Source organism: Nostoc sp. FACHB-133 (assembly GCF_014698055.1).
Taxonomy (GTDB): domain Bacteria; phylum Cyanobacteriota; class Cyanobacteriia; order Cyanobacteriales; family Nostocaceae; genus Nostoc.
This window is the reverse complement of sequence record NZ_JACJSH010000054.1, coordinates 1-19,742: the sequence shown is the minus strand read 5'-3', so window position 1 is coordinate 19,742 and position 19,742 is coordinate 1. Positions and strand designations below refer to the sequence as shown.

Here is a 19,742-nt window from a genome sequence, read left to right as displayed (position 1 = left end):
AAACCCCGACCAACATCCAAGCCGTTTATAAAAATGGGGGTATCAACCCATATTTAATTACGAATTATGATAAATTGCCCCGACTCAAGAGAAAATCAACTAATTCAGGAGCCAAAATTCAGCCTTATGTATGACTGCATCATCGTCGGCGCTGGGCCAGCTGGTGGAACAGCTGCATATCATTTAGCCAAGCAGGGGCGCTCAGTATTAGTATTAGAAAAAGAATCTCTACCAAGATATAAGCCTTGTGGTGGTGGTGTATCTCCAGCGATCGCTCAATGGTTTGACTTTGATTTTAGCCCAGCAATCTCTGTAAAAGCTGACTCCTTTCGCTTTACCTGGAAACTAGGCGACCCAGTGGAAGCAAAAATAGCCACAGAAGAACCAGTCTGGATGGTGCGACGAGATATTTTTGACCATTTCCTAGTGCAGCAAGCACAGAAGCAAGGGGCTGAACTGCGAGATAATACTGAAGTAACAGGTATTGAATTTAAAGGTGACTACTGGCAAGTTAACACAGCCAATGGGCCAATTACAGGTCGCTACTTAATCGCGGCTGATGGTGCTAAAGGTCTAATGGCAAAATGGCTAGGCTTCAAAGAACGTAAACGCCGTTTAGCAGCAGCTTTGGAAGCAGAGGTTTCCACCACTGTAAAAGACAAATCCACAATTCATATTGAATTGGGGTTGGTGAAAAATGGCTACATTTGGAACTTCCCGAAAGCGGATGGTTATTCCATTGGTATTGGTACGTTTGGCGGTGGCGAACCCCAGGATTTTAAGAAGATTTTAGATGAATACGCGCGATCGTTTAATCTAGATATCAAAACCAGCAAGAAGTATGGTTATCCCCTTTGCTTGTGGGATGGAAAGCAAAAGTTGCATACCCAAAATGCTGTTTTGGCTGGCGAAGCTGCTTGTGTAGTTTATCCTATGACAGCAGAAGGCATTCGTCCTTCAATTTTTAGCGGCTTGATTGCAGCAGGAGCAATTAATGAGGCCCTTTCTGGTGACATCAACGCTTTAGAAAAATATAGTGAAGCTATTAATGAAGAATGGGGTACTGAGATGGCTTGGGCACAAAAATTAGCTGGAGCATTCTATCGGTTTCCTAGTATTGGCTACAAAGTTGGTGTTAAGCATCCCTCTGCTGCCAAAATCATGGGTCAGATTATGTGTGGAGAACTGCGCTATAGCGATGTTACCGATCGTGCCCTCAAGCGTTTAATTCCTGGCTTTGGAGGTTAGTCAATAGTTGTAGGTGGGTTCCTTGATGCTCTCACCTTTTTGACGAAACGTGAATTCAACAAACCTCTTTGCTGTCTTGAACTTTTAGTTATCCCAATACGCTTGGGATAAGCCAGAAAGCCCTCATGTAGAGACGCGATTTATCGCGTCTAAAAGACTGATACGTTAGAGAAACACGATAAATCGCCGTCCTGAAAGAGAATGTACTCGTCAATTATTCCTTGACAGACTACATTATGCATGACTTAACCAAGCCCAATAAGACATTTAACACCAAATTAAAAATACCTAGATAAAAGCCAAATACTTATTCCAGTTCCCAGTACACAAATAATTCCCGCCAAACCCGCTAGGGGTTTTTTATTCTTACCTGTTAACCAGTCAGAGGCTTTACCTGTGTAAGTAATTAATTCTGCTGTATCTAGGGTTGCGATCGCCCATACCCATCCCGCATGTAGTCCCCAAGCTAAACCCAAATTGTTGCGATCGGCAAAACGTGCCAACACCAACACCATTCCCATCAGCCACAATCCAGGGAGTTGTGGTGCAGTTTCACGTTGCTCCCAAACTAGATGTAGCAAGGCAAAAATCAAGCTAGAAATTGCTGCTGCTAACCAAACTGGATAATCCTGTGCTAATTCAGTGAACAGAAAACCCCGAAAAACTAACTCTTCTATCCCACCGACTAACAATGCTATCAAGAAAATCGGTAGCAAGATGGGTAATAGTAACTTGAAATTCTTTTTTTCAAAAGAACACCAACCTAATCCGAATTGCCCACTAAATACAATCGCTAGGCTTACCACTCCCAAAGCGAAACCTAATGCTAAAGAACCAAAATTTGAAAGATTCCCAACAAAGCCGTAATTCGCAAAAGATTTATTGGTAAGCCAACTAACTCCCCACAGAATCAGGGGAGCTAATAGGTAAAGTGACAATAATAATGGCATCTTTTGCTGTGGCTGCAAAGGTTTAGGGGGTTGCCAATTGAGCAATATTGCTGATACTGCTGCGACTGGCAACCAACAAACTATCCAGCAAGCAAAAAATGCCATCACTATAACTAGTGCTGGTGCATTTTGCATAAATGCTAGTAAGGCGTTGACCGAAGGCTCAAAAAAAGTTATCAAAAAAAACACGATAGACTTCTTGCACTATAGATTTCTTGCTGATTTATCAAGAATCTACTAAATTTGGCAAATTCTGCAAGGGGTCTAATCGTATTTTTTATCTGGAACAAAATTTTTTCAATAGAGTTACCAGTTTGCTGTTGAGGTAAGGACAAGTTATCATACCTGATACTTATCCCTACCATCAGCAAATTTACTCTTCGTCTTCCAAATCTTCGTCCGATTCGTCGGAGTCTATATCTGGTGAGGTCAGTTTTTTATCACTTTCACCAAGTTGAATCAAGTGAATATGCTTGTATCCCAACCTAATTTCAAACTCATCTCCAGACTTTAAGCCCATTGCTTTGGTATATGTGGCACCAATCACAATCTGACCATTTTGATGGACACTAACCCGATATGTCGGTTCACGACCACGACCATCTTTAGGTGCTTCTGGACTTAGAGGAATTCCTCTAGCCGATAGCAAAGCGTCATAAAAATCTGTGAGATTGACACGAACCTGGTTATTCTTAGTAACAGTGTAATAGCCGCACTGTTTAGCTCTTTCTCGGCGTGGCAAAGTGGAAAGTTCTTTTACTTTCGCAAGTAGTGCTTTTCCAGTTAATGGCGCGGTTGCAGTTTCAGTCATTATGCTCAAATTTTCCTTACTCTCTCCAAGCTGATAAACGATGTAGTCTCATGCCAGCATTTGGCTTTTTAGCATGTGCATAGAGCTACTTAGGACTCTAGTGTTACGGGTGAATCACTGCCGATAGGAGACAAAAGCACTTCATATTATGGTTGTCTACAACCAATTAGAGGTCATAGTTGCCATAGAAATTAATTTTGCTGATTTCACGGCACTTTTAACCATTATTCGCCATCAGAAATGAAATTATTTTCTCTTTTGGCGCTACTGTAGCGGTGTAACTTTCAGCCACCTTTACAAATGGGGTTGGCTCTACTCCAAATAAGTCGTAGACCCAATAAATCGCAGGTTTTTCACTTTCAGTGCTTGCCCTTCTAGCTAATGAGCTAATGAGTAGGTAGAGTTTTCTCTACTCATCCTCTCAAGCTTAGGACAGCATAGTATTTCAATAGAGTCCTACGGGCTTATGCCCTTTGTCCTGCCAGTAGAGACGCGAATTTTCTTGTCTCTACATTACGAATCAACAAAGCAGTAGTAGCCGCGCTGATACGGCTATTGATTCTGGTTTTGTGAGTTCGTAATTTTATATTAAATACTAGCATGGACTAATAATAGCAAAATAGTTGTTTAATTTTGAATTAAAGTTGCTGGTAAATTTTTATTTAAATTTCTGGACTTAAAGGTTGGAAAAAGCCGTGACGATTTTCCTAACCCTTTATTGCATTATAAAAATTTATCTAATTTAGATGAGCAGTTTTGACCAATTAGTTAAATCCAAGATTTTCTTGATTGAGAGGCTGCAAAAATCTCAAAGTCTCGCCTATCCGGGATTCTTCGATGCGCGAGACTTTTATTTGAAAGTGGTAAGGATTTTTCCTCGGTTTATTACCGTAAGCTCAAAAGCGGTCAGAGGATTTTCTACGTCTGTCTATGGGAAGAATAAATCTCTTAACATACGCCTAGCACTTAATTGCCACTACTATATATTGAAGATGTACTTTTACACTTCTATATAATCAAAAAATTCTGTCAAGCGTTAGCGAAGGCGGAATTTTCCAGCTAGGATTGCTTGACTCAAGTTGATATGAAGACCTGTTGCTAACGGTAACTGCATTTACCTTGGATACGATCGCTAGACCAAAGATAAACCTGAGTCCCTTTCTAAGTAAAGCCCTTTCCTTTACATTCTCAAACGACTAAATTCAATGTCAAGCGACCATTACATTTTTGGCGTTTTATCTCAGAATTTGACACAAATCTTGCCTACAGTGCTGCTAAAAGTAAAATTTTAATGGTTATCCTTAAACTAGAATCAGTTTCCCTTTAATCGTCAGCCTATTAACACCAGGCTTTGAATTGAGGGCAAAAAAAGTATAGCTCACTTTTCGTAACTACCAGCCTTGACTCATGATTGTTAAGGCTGGTGAAGCAATTTTAAAATTTTGGTTAGTAGTCATGGAAGTTATTTTTAAGGTCATTCGACAGCAACAAAATTCCTCCCCTATTGTGCAAACCTATCTTGTAGAGGCAGAACCAGGTAATACAATCCTGGATTGCCTTAATCATATTAAATGGGAGCAAGATGGAACGTTGGCATTTCGCAAAAATTGCCGTAATACGATTTGTGGTAGCTGTGCTATGCGAATTAATGGGCGTTCGGCTTTAGCTTGTAAGGAAAATGTTGGTAGTGAACTTGCTAGATTACAACAAATACCATCATCCCAAAGTAAAGTAAATGTCATTCCTGAAATCACGATCGCACCTCTCGGCAATATGCCCGTGATTAAAGATTTGGTTGTAGATATGAGCAGTTTCTGGAATAATTTAGAGGCAGTTGCTCCTTATGTGAGTACAGCAGCACGACAAGTACCAGAAAGAGAGTTTTTGCAAACACCACAAGAGCGATCGCGTCTCGATCAAACTGGTAACTGTATTATGTGCGGTGCTTGTTACTCAGAATGCAACGCCCGTGAAGTTAATCCAGACTTTGTTGGTCCTCATGCCCTTGCCAAGGCTTACCGCATGGTAGCTGATTCTCGCGATAGCGATACCGAAAATCGTTTAGAAAGCTACAACGAAGGCACTAAAGGCGTATGGGGTTGTACCCGTTGTTTATACTGCGATTCGGTTTGTCCAATGGAAGTTGCACCATTAGAACAAATCACCAAAGTTAAACAAGAAATTCTTACGCACAAAGAAGCTAGCGATAGTCGCTCAATTCGTCACCGGAAAGTTTTGATAGATTTAGTTAAAGAAGGTGGTTGGATTGATGAACGTCAATTTGGTTTACAAGTAGTCGGTAACTACTTTAAAGATTTAAGAGGATTACTAAGTCTTGCACCCCTCGGTTTGCGGATGATCCTGCGAGGTAAGTTTCCCCTATCCTTTGAACCTTCTGAAGGGACGCAACAAGTGCGATCGCTCATCGAATCTGTGCAACAAGTTGAAGATAATAGGGAATAGGGAATAGGGAATTGGGAATTGGGAAGAGGACTTGGGGACAAGGAGAATTGGGGACAAAGGGAAAGACTTGTTTCAAGTTCTCACCTCTTGTCACCTTGTCACCTTGTCTCCCCTGCTCCCCTGCCCTCTTCCCATTCCCTATTCTTCAACGCGGTTCTTGAGGTATATTCAACGGTCGCCCATAACGGTCATATACTAAAACATCCCACTGCCCGTTGTTACTGGACTCAAAAGCAATCCTGCTACCATCAGCGCTAATTGTAGGGTTGCGGACTTCAGCTTGTAGGTTACTAGTTAAATTTCGTGATTGGCGTGTTTCTCGCTCGTAGAGAAAAATAGCCGATCGCCCCTGGCGGCTAGCCGCAAACACAATATAACGACCATCTTGTGAAACGCTAGGATGATTTGCGATCGCATCAAAGGAATTTAAACCTGACAAATCAACCAAATCACGAGTCACCGTATCAAACATATAAACGTCTTGGCTACCGCGTCGGTCAGTAATAAAAACAATGTATCTCCCAGAAATTTGGGGGTTTAATTCTGACGCTAAACTATTGAGACTCCGACCCCCCGGATCAAAGGGATAACTCAAAAGGCGAGGGTAGCCAAAACATCCAGTTAATAAACTTAAGCAGAAAAATACAGGTATAAAAAAAATACGTTTCATATATTGGGCATGGGGCATGGGGCATTGGGCATTGGACATTAATTATTCTCCCTCATCTCCCTGCTCCCTGCTCTCTGCCTTCTATGGAGGTGAACCTACGGTTGCACCGTTGGGAATATCTAACTCAATATTTGGCCCTCGGTCTAGGACTTCAATATCCCACTGACCACGGCTGGCGCTTTCAAAGACAACATAACGTCCATCTGGGCTAATATTTGGTTTTCTGATCCAGCCGCGATAGGTTGGTGTAACGATTTGCGACTGTTGCGTAGCGCGATCGTAAAGCGCCACTACTGGTCTACCTTGGTCACTAGTAAGATAAGCAATATAACGCCCGGTGTAGCTCAAGCTAGGACTTTCAGCAATTGTCTCTGCTCGGTTTATGCCCGGTGTGCCAATAAACTGTTGCCTCTCCAAATCGAAAACCAATAGCTGTTGATTACCATTCCGATTAGATACAAACGCTAAAAAGCGCCCATTTCCACTCAAAGCAGGTTGCTCCTCGGTGTAGCGACTGTTGAGGGAAGTAGGCCCTATGGGAATATTGTTAGAACCACAAGATGCAAGCAAACTTGTTAAACCAAAAACCAGGCTCCAATGAATTGGTCTTTGGAGCCAAAATGTGGGCGTAAATTTTTCCACCTCAACTGTTTTCCGTTGCCTTTAAACCTATTTCCACGCCAACTGTTTTAAACATCGTCATCAAAATCAGTCGAATTATCTGGCCCCTGATTTGGCTTTTCAATCGGGTTGTACGGTACATAATCAGTTGGGATCGCCTCATCATCTTCGCGCGGTCTTCGAGAAGCTGAGTCTGTGGGTGGACGACGCCTTCTTGGTCTAGGAGCAACATCATCTTCCCGGCTTTCTGGACGTTGAGAACCGTTATTATTACGGCGAGAAGGTTTTCTGACTTCCCCTCCCGAACTTTCCCAATCATCAACTTGCCTAGATGAACCCCAATTTTCATCTTCAGAGGTTTCGGAAGGGCGATTCACAGGACGGCCAGAAGTCCGCCGCCGTGTTCTGTCAGTTGGAGCCTGTCTTTCACTACTGCTGCTGTTGCGGCGTTCTGAACGACGGGGGGGTTGCTCTTCGTAGTAGTTATCACGAGTGGAAATCTCATCCCTGCTACCCCGAATCCGCGCACGCACGGGGCGTTCTTCCTCGTCTTCATAAGGTAATGGATCTAAGTCTGCATCCATTTCAGCTTGGTACTTTCTGCGATCGTTGTACGAATAGCGATCGCTAACCGGTCGGTCTTCATCCACAATCGGAGTGTTACGCTTTGCTTGCTGGGTAGCTATACTCCGCAGGCGAATACTTTCAACTGCAAAAAACACAGTTGTGCCAACTAAAAGCAGTTGACCAAATTGCAGAATCGGGTCTAGCCGCCATCCTTGAAACACGAGAATAAAGCCGCAGAGCAAACCAACTGCCGCAAAAAAGATATCTTGATCCCGTGACAATTCTGGACGCACAGTGCGGAGAAAATACAGTGCTGCCCCAGCCACAGCCAGGAAAATTCCTAGAATACTGGCTGAATTTGCCCCAAAATTTACCTGAGCCAGAAAACTGGCTGAGTTCAGCCCAAAATTTATCATTGCTGTTTTCCCAATATCAAATCTATGTTAGCGAGTCACAATTAAAATCACTACTGTAATTAGGCACGATAAATATTGAAGCTTCAAAGCCTCTGGCAAAGAAGCTCTGAAGCTGTTCACCGAAAAATTAAAAAACCCTATGTCTGTTAGCTACAAATGCTTCTAGCGGCAAATACTGCTGCTTGTAGCGCAATTATAAATAGCTGACAGACAATCGGTTGTGAGAGTTAAATTAACTCTCATAAGCATTATGAACGCTGAATTTTATCTTTTTGGCTAATGAAAATTAGACCAACTGTAACGGGAATCACAACAATTGCAGTACCCCATAGCAGGCTCCAAAGAAAATTTGCTAAAGAAGGCGTCATACTTCTAAACCTTTTTTTACACACTTCATCCTAATTTTAATAGTGTATTACTTTCTTGAGAAGCCTCTAACTCGGAACTGCTAAACTTGGTAACTGCTGTGAGCGAGTTTACTTTTTTATTCCAGAAGAAAGTCACAGCATTTGGTTAAAATGATGATGAGAGTGCTTTACAAAGCTTAAAGTTTTTGTGGCGTTAGCGAAGCGCGGCTTGCTGTTCGCCGAAGTTTTACTTTCTTTACAGATAGATAGTACCTTAAACCGATGACTGGTGTTGACCTGACTGCTTGGATTCTTGGCCCTGTGTTAGGGGTGATGACATTTTTATTTATATTTCGGATCATTCTCACTTGGTATCCGCAAGTGAATCTGAATCGTTTGCCTTTTAACTTAATAGCTTGGCCTACCGAACCATTTTTAGTGCCATTGCGAAAACTGGTACAACCTATAGGCGGAGTGGACATTACACCTATTATTTGGGTTGGTATCTTCAGCCTGCTAAGAGAAATATTACTAGGTCAGCAAGGATTGCTGACTATGATATCTCGTGCGAATTAGGGAATTGGGAATTGGGCATTGGGAATTGGGCATTGGGGACAAGGAGAATTGGGGACAAGGGGAAAGACTTGTTTCAAGTTTTCACCCCTTGTCCCCTTGTCCTCTGCTCCCTGCTCCCCTGCTCTCTCCCACTCCCTAGTCCCTTACCCGTTCATCTCCTGGACAAAATTTGTATAGACATTACCCTGCAAAAATTGTGGAGTTTCCATAATTTTTTGATGAAACCCAATAGTGGTAGGCAGTCCAGTAATGGCACATTCCCGGAGTGCGCGTTTCATACGGTTAATAGCAGTGGGTCGGTCTGGGGCCCAAACAATTAACTTGCCGATTAAGGAATCGTAGTAAGGCGGGATTTGGTAATCGGTGTAAACGTGAGAGTCAATCCTAACACCAGGGCCTCCAGGGGGGAGATAGCCACTAATCCGTCCAGGAGAAGGGCGAAAGTCATGATCTGGATCTTCAGCGTTGATTCGGCACTCAATGGAATGACCCCGCAAAACTACTTGCTCTTGGGAAAGCTTGAGTCTTTCTCCTTGGGCAATTCGAATTTGTTCGGCAACCAAGTCTATTCCAGTAACCATCTCTGTTACAGGATGTTCTACTTGAATCCGGGTGTTCATTTCCATAAAGTAGAATTTACCGGATCTATCCAAGAGAAACTCAATAGTACCTGCCCCACTGTAATTAATGAATTGGGCAGCTTTGACAGCAGCTTGTCCCATTTTCTCACGCAGGTCTTGGTCGAGAGCCGGACTTGGTGCTTCTTCTAGTAGCTTTTGGTTCCGGCGCTGAATTGAGCAATCCCGTTCGCCCAAATGGATGACATTACCGTAGTTATCCGCCAAAATTTGAAATTCGATGTGGCGGGGACGTTCAATAAATTTTTCGATGTAAACGCCAGAATTCCCAAAAGCTGCTCCTGCTTCTCCTTGCGCTGCCAAGAAAAGTTTGACAAATTCATCTTCAGAACGAACTAGGCGCATACCTCGCCCACCGCCACCGGCTGTGGCTTTAATCATCACTGGATAGCCGATATCCTTGGCGAATCTTAATCCTTCTTCCTCGGATTCTACTAACCCCTCACTACCTGGTACTGTGGGGACTCCAGCTTTTTGCATGGTTTCTTTGGCAGTGGATTTATCGCCCATCAGCTTGATAGCTTCTGGAGTTGGGCCGATAAAAGCAATATGATGGTCAGCACAAATTTCCGCAAAGCGGGCATTTTCTGCCAAAAAGCCATAGCCGGGATGAATGGCAGTCGCATTGCGCGTTAGGGCGGCAGCGATAATATTGGGAATATTCAAATAACTTTTACTGCTAGCTGGTTCGCCAATGCAAACCGCTTCATCAGCAAGTTGAACGTGGAGAGCATTCCGGTCAACGGTGGAGTGAACCGCGACTGTCGCAATTCCCATTTCTTCACAGGCGCGGAGAATGCGAAGGGCTATTTCTCCCCGATTGGCAATTAATATTTTGTCAAACTTCATTTTTTAGTTTCGATATCATTACCAGTAGATTCACATTTTCTCTGATCCATCTTGAAACGACGCTTCCGCATTATTTCAAATTATCACAGGAGATTCGCCACCCTGACTCTAAGCAAACTCTCAGATTGCAGGCTTGCTGCCTCTACGGGTTTTACTACACTAACAACATTGCTGCTGTAAGTCTTGGCTAGCTTACCAAACTGGGCTTTTGCGATACGCCGTCGCACCGTTTCTCCCACAGTCGCTCTACCCTTTTTAATATCACTTGTGTAGATGCCAAATTTCTGTCAGTCTGATACCGCCTTGAAGAAATTTATATTTTTGAGAAATATAACTTTAGATATCACCTTACTATAATTATTTTCTTATGCTATAGTCTATCTTTAGACAACCCGTGCGGATGTGGCGGAATTGGTATACGCGCACGCTTGAGGTGCGTGTGGCTTTGCCTTGCGAGTTCGAGTCTCGCCATCCGCATATTTTGTTTATTAGCCAAGGGTCAATAGTCAACGGTCAATAGACCTGAGACTGTTGACCCTTAAATCTTGGTATAGCTCTGGTTTTTTATGCTTTTATAGAGATACGTGAAGTTTTGTAAAAAGCATTGAGTATTACTTTTACGCCGACAAACAACTTAACACAGCCAGCAGCTTGGCATCGCCTCACTCCGATTTGGCAAGGAGGGGAGGAAGTAATTCAAAAAAGTTTACCTCACACTCAGCTAGCACCCGCTTGGCAGCTCATGCTATTGGGTGACGGCTCTCCAACACGTCACCTAGAATTGCTTACAGGCGAGCCTGTAGAAGTAGATGTAATTGATATGTCATTGATTGGCATGGATTTGGATGCTGCACCTGATTTAATCCAAGCTGTTCCAGCGCCGCGGCTACGACGACAAGTGTGGCTGCGGACTGCTTCTGGTCAACGATTAGCCTATGCTACCTCGTGGTGGGAAGCCAGTCATGTAGATGAGTATTTGCAAAATCGTTCCTTACCAATTTGGGCAAGTTTAGCTCGTCTCCGCACAGAGTTATATCGGGATGTTCGAGGGATTTACTATGGTGACTCATCGGCACTAGAGTCTGGTTTTGACGTAACTGGGCCTTTTTGGGGTCGCCACTACTTGTTTTGGCATCATGGACAGCCACTAACCTTAATTTATGAAGTTTTTTCGCCTTATTTAACTAAATATTTGGGAGCGATGCAATTGAATTCCCAAAATCGGTAAAAAGCCATGATCTGGTGCGATGGCGTAGGCGATGTCTACGACGGGCTGCGCCTACGCTACCAAGCAAAATCAAGTAGCCGAAATTGTACAGTTAAACATCAAATAACATTGAATTATTGTTGCAGCGATCGCCTCTGGTAGTAGTGCTGTTAAATTAATGAGTTTTCGGTAATGATTTGCCGTTGTTAGTCCTACTGATGTTCACAAGAAAGGCATGAGGAAAGGTTTAATGAATACTGTTGTGCTAAATCTAGAACCGATTGCTCATTTAAGCGATGAGCAATTTTATCAATTGTGTGTTGCCAATCGTGATTTAAGCCTGGAAATGAATGCAGCCGGAGAATTAATAATTATGCCACCAGTCGGAGGAGAAAGCGGAAATCAAGAAGCAGATTTAATTACAGACTTAAATAATTGGAATCGTCAAACTAAATTAGGGAAAGTTTTTAGTTCTTCAACTATCTTTATACTTCCCAACGGTGCAAAACGTTCTCCTGATGCCGCTTGGGTAAAATTGGAGCGGTGGGAAGCTTTAACACCAGAACAACGAAAAAAATTTCCGCCACTTGTACCCAACTTTGTGATTGAACTGTGTTCGGAGACAGACCGGCTGTCACAGATTCAAGAGAAAATGCAGGAATATATCAAAAATGGTCTGCGTTTGGGTTGGCTGATTAATCCTCAAGATCGTCAAGTTGAAATTTACCGACTTTTGAAAGCTGTAGAAGTTGTGCAAATGCCGACGATTGTTTCTGGAGAGGATATATTACCTGGATTTGAGTTGCAATTATAGGTTGTCCCAAAAAATATTGCAGTCATTATGTGGTGCGATGGCGTACCCGGCCATCGTAGGCGATCGCTACCGAGCAAAGCCAAATAGCTTAAATTCACTTGCAGCTTTGTCCAGTTAGTTATATTCTTTAATTGCTTAGAATCACAGATTTACTTGCGGAAATCTTCCGAATGAGGCATTAATCCTAGCGAAACGTCCTACGAAATTCAACAAAGCGTGTTAAAAATGGTAACTGAATCAAAAACACAGCTTTTGAAAGACTAGGGAAGATTGATTACGGAAGTATCATCAACATTTAGGGTGGAAAATTTAATCTAATTAGCTGTCCTAAAGAATGGTTAAACCAGTTGGTGTACTTAACTAATCAAGCAAGTAATAAGTTTGCAAGTATAAGGTATAGGTTTCGATGGCACCGCCTCTTGTGTCTGTTCCAATGAAGAAAACTAAGAAACCCTCTCTGGTGCTGACGCTCTCGGCTGCTGGGCTATTAATTGGTGCAGGGAGTGTAGCATACTGGTTGTTAAGCCAGAGACAAATATCTTCCAGTGATTTGCTTGTAGGTGCAAATATTATTCCTGGTGATGCACTGTTTGCGGTTTCTCTGACCACAGATGCCCAGCAATGGCAGAAATTGCGGGAGTTTGGGACAAAAGAAACCCAAGCAGAACTGGACAGAAATTTAGTAAAATTGCGCGATCGCTTTCTGACTAATAATGGTTACGACTTCCAGAAAGATATCGTCCCTTGGGTAGGCAATGACGTTACAATCGCAATTCTTGCCCCAGCAACAGCAAGCAAAGCTGTACCCAAACCAGTTACCACTAATGAAGATGCTGCTAGCGATCAGCAGTCGATGGTAATGGTATTACCAGTAAAAAATCCAGAAATCGCCAAAAACATTTTGGCACAACCCAAAACCCTTAAACAAGGCAAATGGATTGACCGTATTTATCAAGGGATCGCCATCAAACAAAGTGAGGGGCAAACAGGGGAAAACTTATCAGCAGCATTAATAGATGGGCGTTTTTTAGTCATAACTGATAGTCCCAAAGCCACAGAACGAGCGATCGATGCCTACAAAAATCAAACATCCCTAGCGACAATAGGGGGCTTTGCTGAGAATTTTCCGAAAATTGCTAATTATCAACGCTTTGGTCAATTTTACGTCAATGTGCCAACAGCAGCTAAAATAGCCGCAGCTTCTCCAAATCGCCCTTTACCCGCTCAAGTATTAGCTCAACTGCAAAATAACCAAGGTTTAGCAGGGACAATGACTTTAGAGGCAGAAGGAATCCGCTTCAAGGGCGTTTCTTGGTTAAATCCTAATAGTCAACGTGTGCTGGCGGTGGAAAATAAAGCTGGGAAAATGCAAAGTCGCGTACCAGCAGAAACCTTAATGATGCTTTCGGGAGGAAACTTACAGAGGTTGTGGGGAGATTACGTTTTAACATCTCAAGGAAATCCCCTCTCACCGATCGCACCAGAACAACTCAGAGGTGGGATAAAATCTCTTACCACTCTAGATTTAGATAAAGATTTGCTCAGTTGGATGAAAGGCGAGTTTTCCTTATCAGTGATTCCTAATACTCCCAAAGAAGGTTCACCAAACGATTTTCGTGCGGGCTTAGTGTTCATGGTACAGGCCAGCAATGCCTATGGTGGGCAAAGCCTACGCAATTCAGCCGAAGCATCCATAAAACAACTGGATGATGTGATGAGAAATCAATACCAATTCCAAGTGCAACCTGCAAAAGTTGCAGGGCAACCTGTTGTCAACTGGGTTTCACCTTATGGTACTTTAACTGCCACTCACGGTTGGTTAGATGGAGATGTCGCCTTTTTAGTAGTGGGCGCTCCCATCACTGATAAAATTGTTCCCAAGCCCAACAACACACTAGCTAGCACGATCCCATTCCAACAAACAGTTCCTACGGAACCAAATCCAACAAATGGTCAATTTTTTCTGGATGTGGAACGAACTGTGAACAATTTCCCTTTACCAACTCTAATTCCCAATCAACAAACTTTGCTAGCTGCAACACGCTCGATTGGGATGACATCTGCTGTCAGCGACAGTCGTAGTAACCTCTACGACATTTTTATAGCACTCAAAAAAGTTAGTAATACGACTCCCTTGCCTAGTCCAGAAAGCAATAATAGCAACTCTTCTAGATAAGAGAGCAAGGGGCAGGGGAGCAGGGGAGCAAGGGGGCAGAGGGAGACAAGGGGGACAAGAAAAATGAAAATAACCATTCCCAATTACCAATTCCCAATTACCAATTTCCAATTCTCCTATCCCATAACCCTGTAAGCATATAGGATCAGAACAGTCAGAATCCATATTTTAAATTATCCACGGAGAGAACACTTTATGAATCTGGTTGTACTCCAGAACTGGCTGGACAATGCCTCCTTTGCCATATTATTCCTAACAATGCTGGTGTATTGGGGAGGAGCGGCTTTTCCGAATCTGCCTTATCTAGCCGCTTTGGGGACAGCTGGGATGGCGATCGCTAATTTGTGTATGGCGACTCTACTAGGGGCAAGATGGATAGAAGCTGGTTACTTTCCCCTAAGTAATCTCTATGAATCCCTGTTTTTCTTAACTTGGGGAATTACCACTGTCCATCTAATTGCTGAAAGTAGTAGCCGTAGCCGCTTAGTAGGAGTTGTTACAGCTCCGGTGGCAATGTTGATCGCTGCTTTTGCGACAATGACATTACCATCCCAGATGCAAGCGTCAGAACCCCTAGTACCAGCCTTGAAGTCAAATTGGTTGATGATGCATGTCAGCGTCATGATGTTGAGTTATTCTGCTTTGATGGTGGGTGCGTTATTAGCGATCGCTTTTCTGATTGTCACTCGCGGTCAAAACATCCAGCTACAGGGTAGTTCTGTCGGTACTGGTGGCTATCGCAGCAACGGCTACCGCTTGCATAAAGCAGCTGAACTCATTTCTCAACCAGCAGCCCCTTCTGCTGAAAATAACGGCTTTGCTCGTTTTGAAAGTGGTAGCAACGGTAACGCTAACACCGCCGTTTTGAATTTAGTAACTACTTCTGAACCTCAAACCGTAGCATCTGCCGAACCTCTTTCACCTCAGCGCCTTAGCCTTGCCGAAACCCTCGACAACATCAGCTATCGCATCATCGGACTCGGATTTCCCTTATTGACAATTGGCATTATTGCCGGTGGCGTTTGGGCTAACGAAGCTTGGGGTTCTTACTGGAGTTGGGATCCTAAAGAAACTTGGGCATTAATCACCTGGTTAGTATTCGCCGCCTATCTCCACGCCCGAATCACTCGCGGTTGGCAAGGCCGCCGTCCCGCAATTTTAGCCGCCACTGGCTTTGTTGTTGTTTGGATTTGCTATCTCGGTGTGAATCTTTTGGGTAAAGGTTTGCATTCTTACGGCTGGTTCTTTTAATAACCTCACTCCTAACCCTCTCCAGCAATGGAGAGGGAGAAAGGAGCAGATTTAAATTTACTATTATCTCTTGGGAATTATTTCGGATGAACTGTTATATCACTGGAAAATATAGATTTAGTGATAGGACATTTTTATGGAAGATGGATTTGAGAGACTTAATCACGATGAAGTTGTGTCTATAGAACCAGACACCTTTAATAAATTAGATATTGCTAAAACTTTTAAAGTCCGTGATTTGATTACCGCAATTAAGGAATATATTGGAGCGGAAGAAACAGACGAAGTAAATTTGTATACCCAAGGATTAAATTGTGAAGTTTTGCAATTTAGTACTCAGGGATGGAAAAAAGGAAAAGTTAGACTTGCTTTAGAATTTTGTCCTGATGAATCTGAGTCTCCACTTGATGAGATTTTTCAAAAACTCAAACAAGTAGAAAACTAACACCCAATTACTATTTTTTGCCGAAGCGCGGCAAGCACAACGACGCGCCCAATTATTAGCAGATCAGTTGCGATCGCTCGGGTAGATCCTGATTATCTCTCATTTTAAAAAGGGAGTAAGGAATGGGGAAAAATGATCGCAAAGACGCGATAAATTCCCTAATCACGAAGACGCGATAAATCGCCGTCTCTATAAAGGATTACTGTAGAGACGGCGATTTATCGCGTCTCTTACCTTAACCGAACAGCATTGTAAGGTTCACAAATGAGTCTTTGACGAAGGATTTGAATGTTATGTTTTAATACCTGGTCAACAATGGCGGACAGGTAAAATTAGAGTCCGCCTAGAATTTTGCCCTGATGAAACTGAAATTGAAGAAAAACAAGAAAATAATCGCTCAGATATCAATCCAGAAAGTTCTCCGTTCGATGATCTTCGGCAGCAACTCAACGAAGCTGAAAATTAATACCCAAATCGTAATTGTCGATGCACGTGATATAAGAGACAATTATTTTTGTCCGTCGGCGCTAAAAAATCCAAAATGGTATGGACTCCTCTACACGCAAAAATACATCGCACCATCCGATCGCGCCACTTATTTGAGCGCAACCAGCGACTATTAATCGCTGTCTCCGGCGGACAAGATTCTTTGTGTTTAATAAAATTACTTTTAGATTTACAATCCAAATGGGGATGGGCTTTAGGTATTGCTCACTGCGATCATCGTTGGCGTTCTGACTCCCAAGCTAATGCTCATCACGTTGAAAACTTAGCTGAAACTTGGGGTACATCCTTTTATTTAGAAACAGCCAACGAACCTATAAATAGTGAAGCTACTGCACGCGATTGGCGCTATCAAGCTTTAAGTGCGATCGCTCAAGCGAACAATTATCAGTATATAGTTACAGGACACACCGCCAGCGATCGCGCCGAAACTCTCCTCTACAACTTAATTCGCGGTACTGGTGCTGATGGTTTACAAGCCCTGACTTGGCAACGCCCTCTGACTACAGGCATTATGCTAGTGCGCCCACTTTTAGAAGTCACTCGAATACAAACAGAGCAATTTTGTCAAGAGTTTAAATTGCCAATTTGGGAAGATTCCACCAATCAAGATTTGCAATATGCCCGCAACCGTATTCGCCAAGAGTTAATACCATATTTACGGGAAAATTTCAATCCCCAAGTAGAATCAGCCTTAGCTCAAACAGCAGAACTTCTCCAAGCAGAAGTAGAATATCTCGAAAAGGATGCCCAGCAGTTGCGGGAAGAGGCATCTACTTTTTCCTTATCTCCCCTACTCCCTACTCCCCACTCCCCACTCCCCTTACGCCTAAATCGTCGGGTATTGCAGAAAGCACCATTGGCACTGCAACGTCGCGTGATGCGTCAGGTGTTGCAGCAAATACTTACTGATGCAGCAAGTTTTGAACATATTGAGAAATTAACGGCTTTAATTACAGCGCCCAACCGTTCGCAAACCGATCCATTTCCTGGTGGTGCGATCGCTCAAGTAGAAGGTGACTGGATTTATTTAAAATAGTTAGGAGTTAAAAGTTATGAGTTAAAAATCTTTAATTCATCACTCTTAACTCCTAACTTATTAAGACGCTAATAATTCTGGCTGAGGCATTAAACCTTGGAGAGTGTGGCGCAACTGGGCGATCGCTTGCACTTGATGATCGCCAGTTTCCTGGAATTGATCCAAAGATTCTGCAATTCCTTGCAGCTTTTGCCGTAAGCCATCAAGAGAATCCTGAATTGGTTGTAGTGCTTCTTGATAAAGATTTACTCGACCACAACATTCAGCAGTTGTTCTTCGCAGGGACAGCAAATTTTCTTCGATCGCTTTCAGTTCTCGGCGCTTTTCATCCAAATCGTGGGTTTGATTGTCAATCATTCCCTGATTTAGCTCAACACCAGAACGAATTTGATCAATTTCACGTTCTAGCTTTTGGATTTCCTGCGAATATTGTTGTCGCTGGGTTTCTATTTGTAATAGAATTGGTTCTAAATTAACTTTATTACCATCTTCTTCCTCAACAACAGTATGTCCTTGTCGCCGTAGCAATACAGCTTGGTGTTGCTTGAGAAACTTCTGATGCTGTAACATATTGCGGCGTTGTCCCACCAAACTGGAATTTAGCATCTGATAGAGGTCTTTTTCATCTGTTAATTCCAGTTCCAAATTGATGTGATCCTGGTCAGATGCTTGGCTTAATTTATTTTGCAGTTCTTCGATAGCTTCTTGTTTATATTTCAGTTCTTGTTCTTGATCGTGAACAAAGCTAGCATCTATTTCTAGCTTATGCTGCAAGTCTTGGACTATCTTTTGTAGTTCTTCTAAAGACATTTTATCCAAAGCTTCCACATTCGCTTGCTGGCCGAGAACTACATCACTAGAGGTTGCAGCTAAAGAGTGAATTTGTTGATATAATTCTTCAGCATTTCGTAACTGCTCTTTGATTATCCGGGCATACTCTTGCTTGCTAGTCAGGTCAGCTGTATTTATTTGCAACTGGGCTGTTTGCTGAACTAGAGTATTGTGTGCTTCTTGCAATGCGTTTTGGCGATCGCTAAAGGTTTGCGACAACCGCTCCACTTCTTCTTGCTGCTGTGCGATCGCTGTTTTTTGTTCTTCTAGTTTTTGCCAGTGCGGGTTTAGAGTTGCTTGCTGCTTTTCCACCAATTCAAAAGCCAGATGCAGATGTTCCCTGACTGCTTCCGTGGGAGCTACGCGACTAGATAAGCGATCGAGTAACTCACTCATTACCCGACTTTGCTCTTCATCCAAAACCGTCCCTTGTTTAAAATCTGCTTGACGTTCCTCTAGACGGCGCTGCTCACCCCGTAAATGTTCCCAAGCGCCTTCCAATTCTAGGCGGTTGCGTTCAACTTCTGTTTTTAACCGTTCAATTTCCTGGCGGGATGTGTCAACTTCTTGTTTTTGCTGCTCTAGTTGTTGCAACTCCTCTTCCATGTTTTGCAACTGTTCTGAGCGTACTTCCATGTCCATTTCACGGCGATTCAACTCTTGCGCCTGAAACGTTAACGACTGTTTCCACTGATCGATTTCATCTTCCTTGAGCTTAAATTTCTCCAATTGGCGGGAAAAATTCTGCAAAATATTGACTAGTGGCCGCCCTGCTTCTTGAATTCGCTGCACTTGACGATTCGGATTCAGTTCAACCAATACCAAAGCGCCATCATTTAATTTGCTTGCGTCCTCAGCAGCAATCACTTCTTCCGACACAGTACTCCAATTCTGGTCAGTTCGCTGACAAGCTAGCAGTTTCAATTCAGTTTTGCCACCGCCACTGAGTAAACCACCTTTCTGTTTTTGTACTTCTGCTAAATACAGCACACCGTTAGTCCTTTATTGATGCACTTAAAGTTCGTGTTTTGAGATATACCTTAAATAATTCTGTTAACTTGTCTCCCTGAACCCATGTTTAGGAAAACAAGACAGACAAAACTATAGACGCAATATATTACGCCTTGATATTTATAAAAGCGATTTGGTCACGCCTTTATATTTTGTACTGATGAGAGTGATGATGACTTCCGTGTTTACACTAGCTTTGTCAAAGGGTAAGTAAGCCGTGGGAAAAATTTATAAGTATGTAACAAAAAATTAAGCAGAAGAATTGGAGTTAAATCTTATACGCTGTGTACTATATTTTCCCTTCTCTG

19 protein-coding genes, 1 tRNA gene and 1 pseudogene are annotated in these 19,742 nt (G+C 42.8%); 12 read left to right on the top strand and 9 right to left on the bottom strand.

Annotated features, from left to right (window positions below; all coding sequences use genetic code 11):
• Positions 1 to 126: 126 nt before the first annotated feature.
• On the top strand, positions 127 to 1,248 hold the full coding sequence (locus H6G86_RS29660; RefSeq protein WP_190937307.1) for a geranylgeranyl reductase family protein: 1,122 nt from the start codon (positions 127 to 129) through the stop codon (positions 1,246 to 1,248).
• Between the two features lie 278 nt (positions 1,249 to 1,526).
• On the opposite strand, the gene H6G86_RS29655 is transcribed toward H6G86_RS29660, so the two are convergent.
• Complete coding sequence (locus H6G86_RS29655) at positions 1,527 to 2,333, bottom strand: CPBP family intramembrane glutamic endopeptidase (RefSeq protein WP_190937328.1); 807 nt, start codon at positions 2,331 to 2,333, stop codon at positions 1,527 to 1,529.
• A 238-nt stretch (positions 2,334 to 2,571) separates the two neighbouring features.
• Entirely contained in the window at positions 2,572 to 3,009 is a 438-nt protein-coding gene (locus H6G86_RS29650) for an AbrB/MazE/SpoVT family DNA-binding domain-containing protein (protein ID WP_012412178.1), read from the bottom strand.
• A gap of 1,455 nt (positions 3,010 to 4,464) precedes the next feature.
• Between H6G86_RS29650 and H6G86_RS29645 the strand changes: the two genes are divergently transcribed.
• Entirely contained in the window at positions 4,465 to 5,472 is a 1,008-nt protein-coding gene (locus tag H6G86_RS29645) for a succinate dehydrogenase/fumarate reductase iron-sulfur subunit (RefSeq protein ID WP_190937327.1), read from the top strand.
• A 145-nt stretch (positions 5,473 to 5,617) separates the two neighbouring features.
• On the opposite strand, the gene H6G86_RS29640 is transcribed toward H6G86_RS29645, so the two are convergent.
• The 4 genes from H6G86_RS29640 to psbX form a co-directional block, all read right to left on the bottom strand.
• The gene (locus tag H6G86_RS29640) at positions 5,618 to 6,142 is read right to left on the bottom strand and encodes a TolB family protein (protein WP_179075504.1); all 525 of its coding nucleotides are present in this window, start codon (positions 6,140 to 6,142) and stop codon (positions 5,618 to 5,620) included.
• Positions 6,143 to 6,223: 81 nt separating this feature from the next.
• Positions 6,224 to 6,784 (bottom strand): TolB family protein, encoded by a 561-nt coding sequence (locus tag H6G86_RS29635; RefSeq protein WP_163927250.1) that lies wholly within the window; start codon positions 6,782 to 6,784, stop codon positions 6,224 to 6,226.
• Between the two features lie 47 nt (positions 6,785 to 6,831).
• Complete coding sequence (locus H6G86_RS29630) at positions 6,832 to 7,746, bottom strand: Ycf66 family protein (RefSeq protein WP_190937306.1); 915 nt, start codon at positions 7,744 to 7,746, stop codon at positions 6,832 to 6,834.
• A 248-nt stretch (positions 7,747 to 7,994) separates the two neighbouring features.
• Positions 7,995 to 8,114: a photosystem II reaction center X protein gene (gene psbX, locus H6G86_RS29625; protein WP_012412183.1), complete on the bottom strand. Its 120-nt coding sequence runs from the start codon at positions 8,112 to 8,114 to the stop codon at positions 7,995 to 7,997.
• Positions 8,115 to 8,375: 261 nt separating this feature from the next.
• Between psbX and H6G86_RS29620 the strand changes: the two genes are divergently transcribed.
• Complete coding sequence (locus tag H6G86_RS29620) at positions 8,376 to 8,669, top strand: YggT family protein (RefSeq protein ID WP_012412184.1); 294 nt, start codon at positions 8,376 to 8,378, stop codon at positions 8,667 to 8,669.
• 143 nt (positions 8,670 to 8,812) lie between these two features.
• Here the strand turns inward: H6G86_RS29620 and accC are convergent, their stop codons facing one another.
• Entirely contained in the window at positions 8,813 to 10,156 is a 1,344-nt protein-coding gene (gene accC, locus H6G86_RS29615; RefSeq protein ID WP_190937305.1) for an acetyl-CoA carboxylase biotin carboxylase subunit, read from the bottom strand.
• A gap of 83 nt (positions 10,157 to 10,239) precedes the next feature.
• Complete coding sequence (locus H6G86_RS29610) at positions 10,240 to 10,395, bottom strand: hypothetical protein (protein WP_190937304.1); 156 nt, start codon at positions 10,393 to 10,395, stop codon at positions 10,240 to 10,242.
• Positions 10,396 to 10,552: 157 nt separating this feature from the next.
• Between H6G86_RS29610 and H6G86_RS29605 the strand changes: the two genes are divergently transcribed.
• The 9 genes and pseudogenes from H6G86_RS29605 to tilS all read left to right on the top strand — a co-directional run bounded on the left by H6G86_RS29605 (position 10,553) and on the right by tilS (position 17,592).
• Positions 10,553 to 10,633 (top strand) — tRNA-Leu (locus H6G86_RS29605).
• Between the two features lie 127 nt (positions 10,634 to 10,760).
• Positions 10,761 to 11,384: a chorismate lyase gene (locus H6G86_RS29600; protein WP_190937303.1), complete on the top strand. Its 624-nt coding sequence runs from the start codon at positions 10,761 to 10,763 to the stop codon at positions 11,382 to 11,384.
• Between the two features lie 6 nt (positions 11,385 to 11,390).
• On the top strand, positions 11,391 to 11,525 hold the full coding sequence (locus tag H6G86_RS39690) for a hypothetical protein (RefSeq protein ID WP_277883686.1): 135 nt from the start codon (positions 11,391 to 11,393) through the stop codon (positions 11,523 to 11,525).
• Between the two features lie 88 nt (positions 11,526 to 11,613).
• Positions 11,614 to 12,177: a Uma2 family endonuclease gene (locus tag H6G86_RS29595; protein ID WP_190937302.1), complete on the top strand. Its 564-nt coding sequence runs from the start codon at positions 11,614 to 11,616 to the stop codon at positions 12,175 to 12,177.
• Between the two features lie 406 nt (positions 12,178 to 12,583).
• Positions 12,584 to 14,353 carry a DUF3352 domain-containing protein gene (locus tag H6G86_RS29590; RefSeq protein WP_190937301.1) on the top strand — a complete coding sequence of 590 codons (1,770 nt, stop codon included), beginning with the start codon at positions 12,584 to 12,586 and terminating at the stop codon, positions 14,351 to 14,353.
• 195 nt (positions 14,354 to 14,548) lie between these two features.
• The gene (gene ccsB / locus H6G86_RS29585) at positions 14,549 to 15,604 is read left to right on the top strand and encodes a c-type cytochrome biogenesis protein CcsB (RefSeq protein ID WP_190937300.1); all 1,056 of its coding nucleotides are present in this window, start codon (positions 14,549 to 14,551) and stop codon (positions 15,602 to 15,604) included.
• Between the two features lie 136 nt (positions 15,605 to 15,740).
• Positions 15,741 to 16,049, top strand: a complete 309-nt coding sequence (locus H6G86_RS29580; RefSeq protein ID WP_190937299.1) for a KGK domain-containing protein — start codon at positions 15,741 to 15,743, stop codon at positions 16,047 to 16,049.
• Positions 16,050 to 16,332: 283 nt separating this feature from the next.
• Positions 16,333 to 16,515, top strand: a pseudogene (locus H6G86_RS40035) (KGK domain-containing protein); the annotation flags it as partial.
• Positions 16,516 to 16,590: 75 nt separating this feature from the next.
• A complete protein-coding gene (tilS, locus tag H6G86_RS29570) occupies positions 16,591 to 17,592 on the top strand; it encodes a tRNA lysidine(34) synthetase TilS (protein ID WP_190937298.1) in 1,002 nt (333 codons plus the stop codon).
• 60 nt (positions 17,593 to 17,652) lie between these two features.
• On the opposite strand, the gene hmpF is transcribed toward tilS, so the two are convergent.
• Complete coding sequence (hmpF, locus tag H6G86_RS29565; protein WP_190937297.1) at positions 17,653 to 19,413, bottom strand: pilus motility taxis protein HmpF; 1,761 nt, start codon at positions 19,411 to 19,413, stop codon at positions 17,653 to 17,655.
• Positions 19,414 to 19,742 lie beyond the last annotated feature (329 nt).

Bases quoted from the DNA above. Each gene is read 5' to 3' on its own strand.
- H6G86_RS29660 (WP_190937307.1), top strand. From the start codon at position 127: ATGTATGACTGCATCATCGTCGGCGCTGGGCCAGCTGGTGGAACAGCT.
- H6G86_RS29655 (WP_190937328.1), bottom strand. From the start codon at position 2,333: ATGCAAAATGCACCAGCACTAGTTATAGTGATGGCATTTTTTGCTTGC.
- H6G86_RS29650 (WP_012412178.1), bottom strand. From the start codon at position 3,009: ATGACTGAAACTGCAACCGCGCCATTAACTGGAAAAGCACTACTTGCG.
- H6G86_RS29645 (WP_190937327.1), top strand. From the start codon at position 4,465: ATGGAAGTTATTTTTAAGGTCATTCGACAGCAACAAAATTCCTCCCCT.
- H6G86_RS29640 (WP_179075504.1), bottom strand. From the start codon at position 6,142: ATGAAACGTATTTTTTTTATACCTGTATTTTTCTGCTTAAGTTTATTA.
- H6G86_RS29630 (WP_190937306.1), bottom strand. From the start codon at position 7,746: ATGATAAATTTTGGGCTGAACTCAGCCAGTTTTCTGGCTCAGGTAAAT.
- psbX (WP_012412183.1), bottom strand. From the start codon at position 8,114: ATGACGCCTTCTTTAGCAAATTTTCTTTGGAGCCTGCTATGGGGTACT.
- H6G86_RS29620 (WP_012412184.1), top strand. From the start codon at position 8,376: ATGACTGGTGTTGACCTGACTGCTTGGATTCTTGGCCCTGTGTTAGGG.
- accC (WP_190937305.1), bottom strand. From the start codon at position 10,156: ATGAAGTTTGACAAAATATTAATTGCCAATCGGGGAGAAATAGCCCTT.
- H6G86_RS39690 (WP_277883686.1), top strand. From the start codon at position 11,391: ATGATCTGGTGCGATGGCGTAGGCGATGTCTACGACGGGCTGCGCCTA.
- H6G86_RS29595 (WP_190937302.1), top strand. From the start codon at position 11,614: ATGAATACTGTTGTGCTAAATCTAGAACCGATTGCTCATTTAAGCGAT.
- H6G86_RS29590 (WP_190937301.1), top strand. From the start codon at position 12,584: ATGGCACCGCCTCTTGTGTCTGTTCCAATGAAGAAAACTAAGAAACCC.
- ccsB (WP_190937300.1), top strand. From the start codon at position 14,549: ATGAATCTGGTTGTACTCCAGAACTGGCTGGACAATGCCTCCTTTGCC.
- H6G86_RS29580 (WP_190937299.1), top strand. From the start codon at position 15,741: ATGGAAGATGGATTTGAGAGACTTAATCACGATGAAGTTGTGTCTATA.
- tilS (WP_190937298.1), top strand. From the start codon at position 16,591: ATGGTATGGACTCCTCTACACGCAAAAATACATCGCACCATCCGATCG.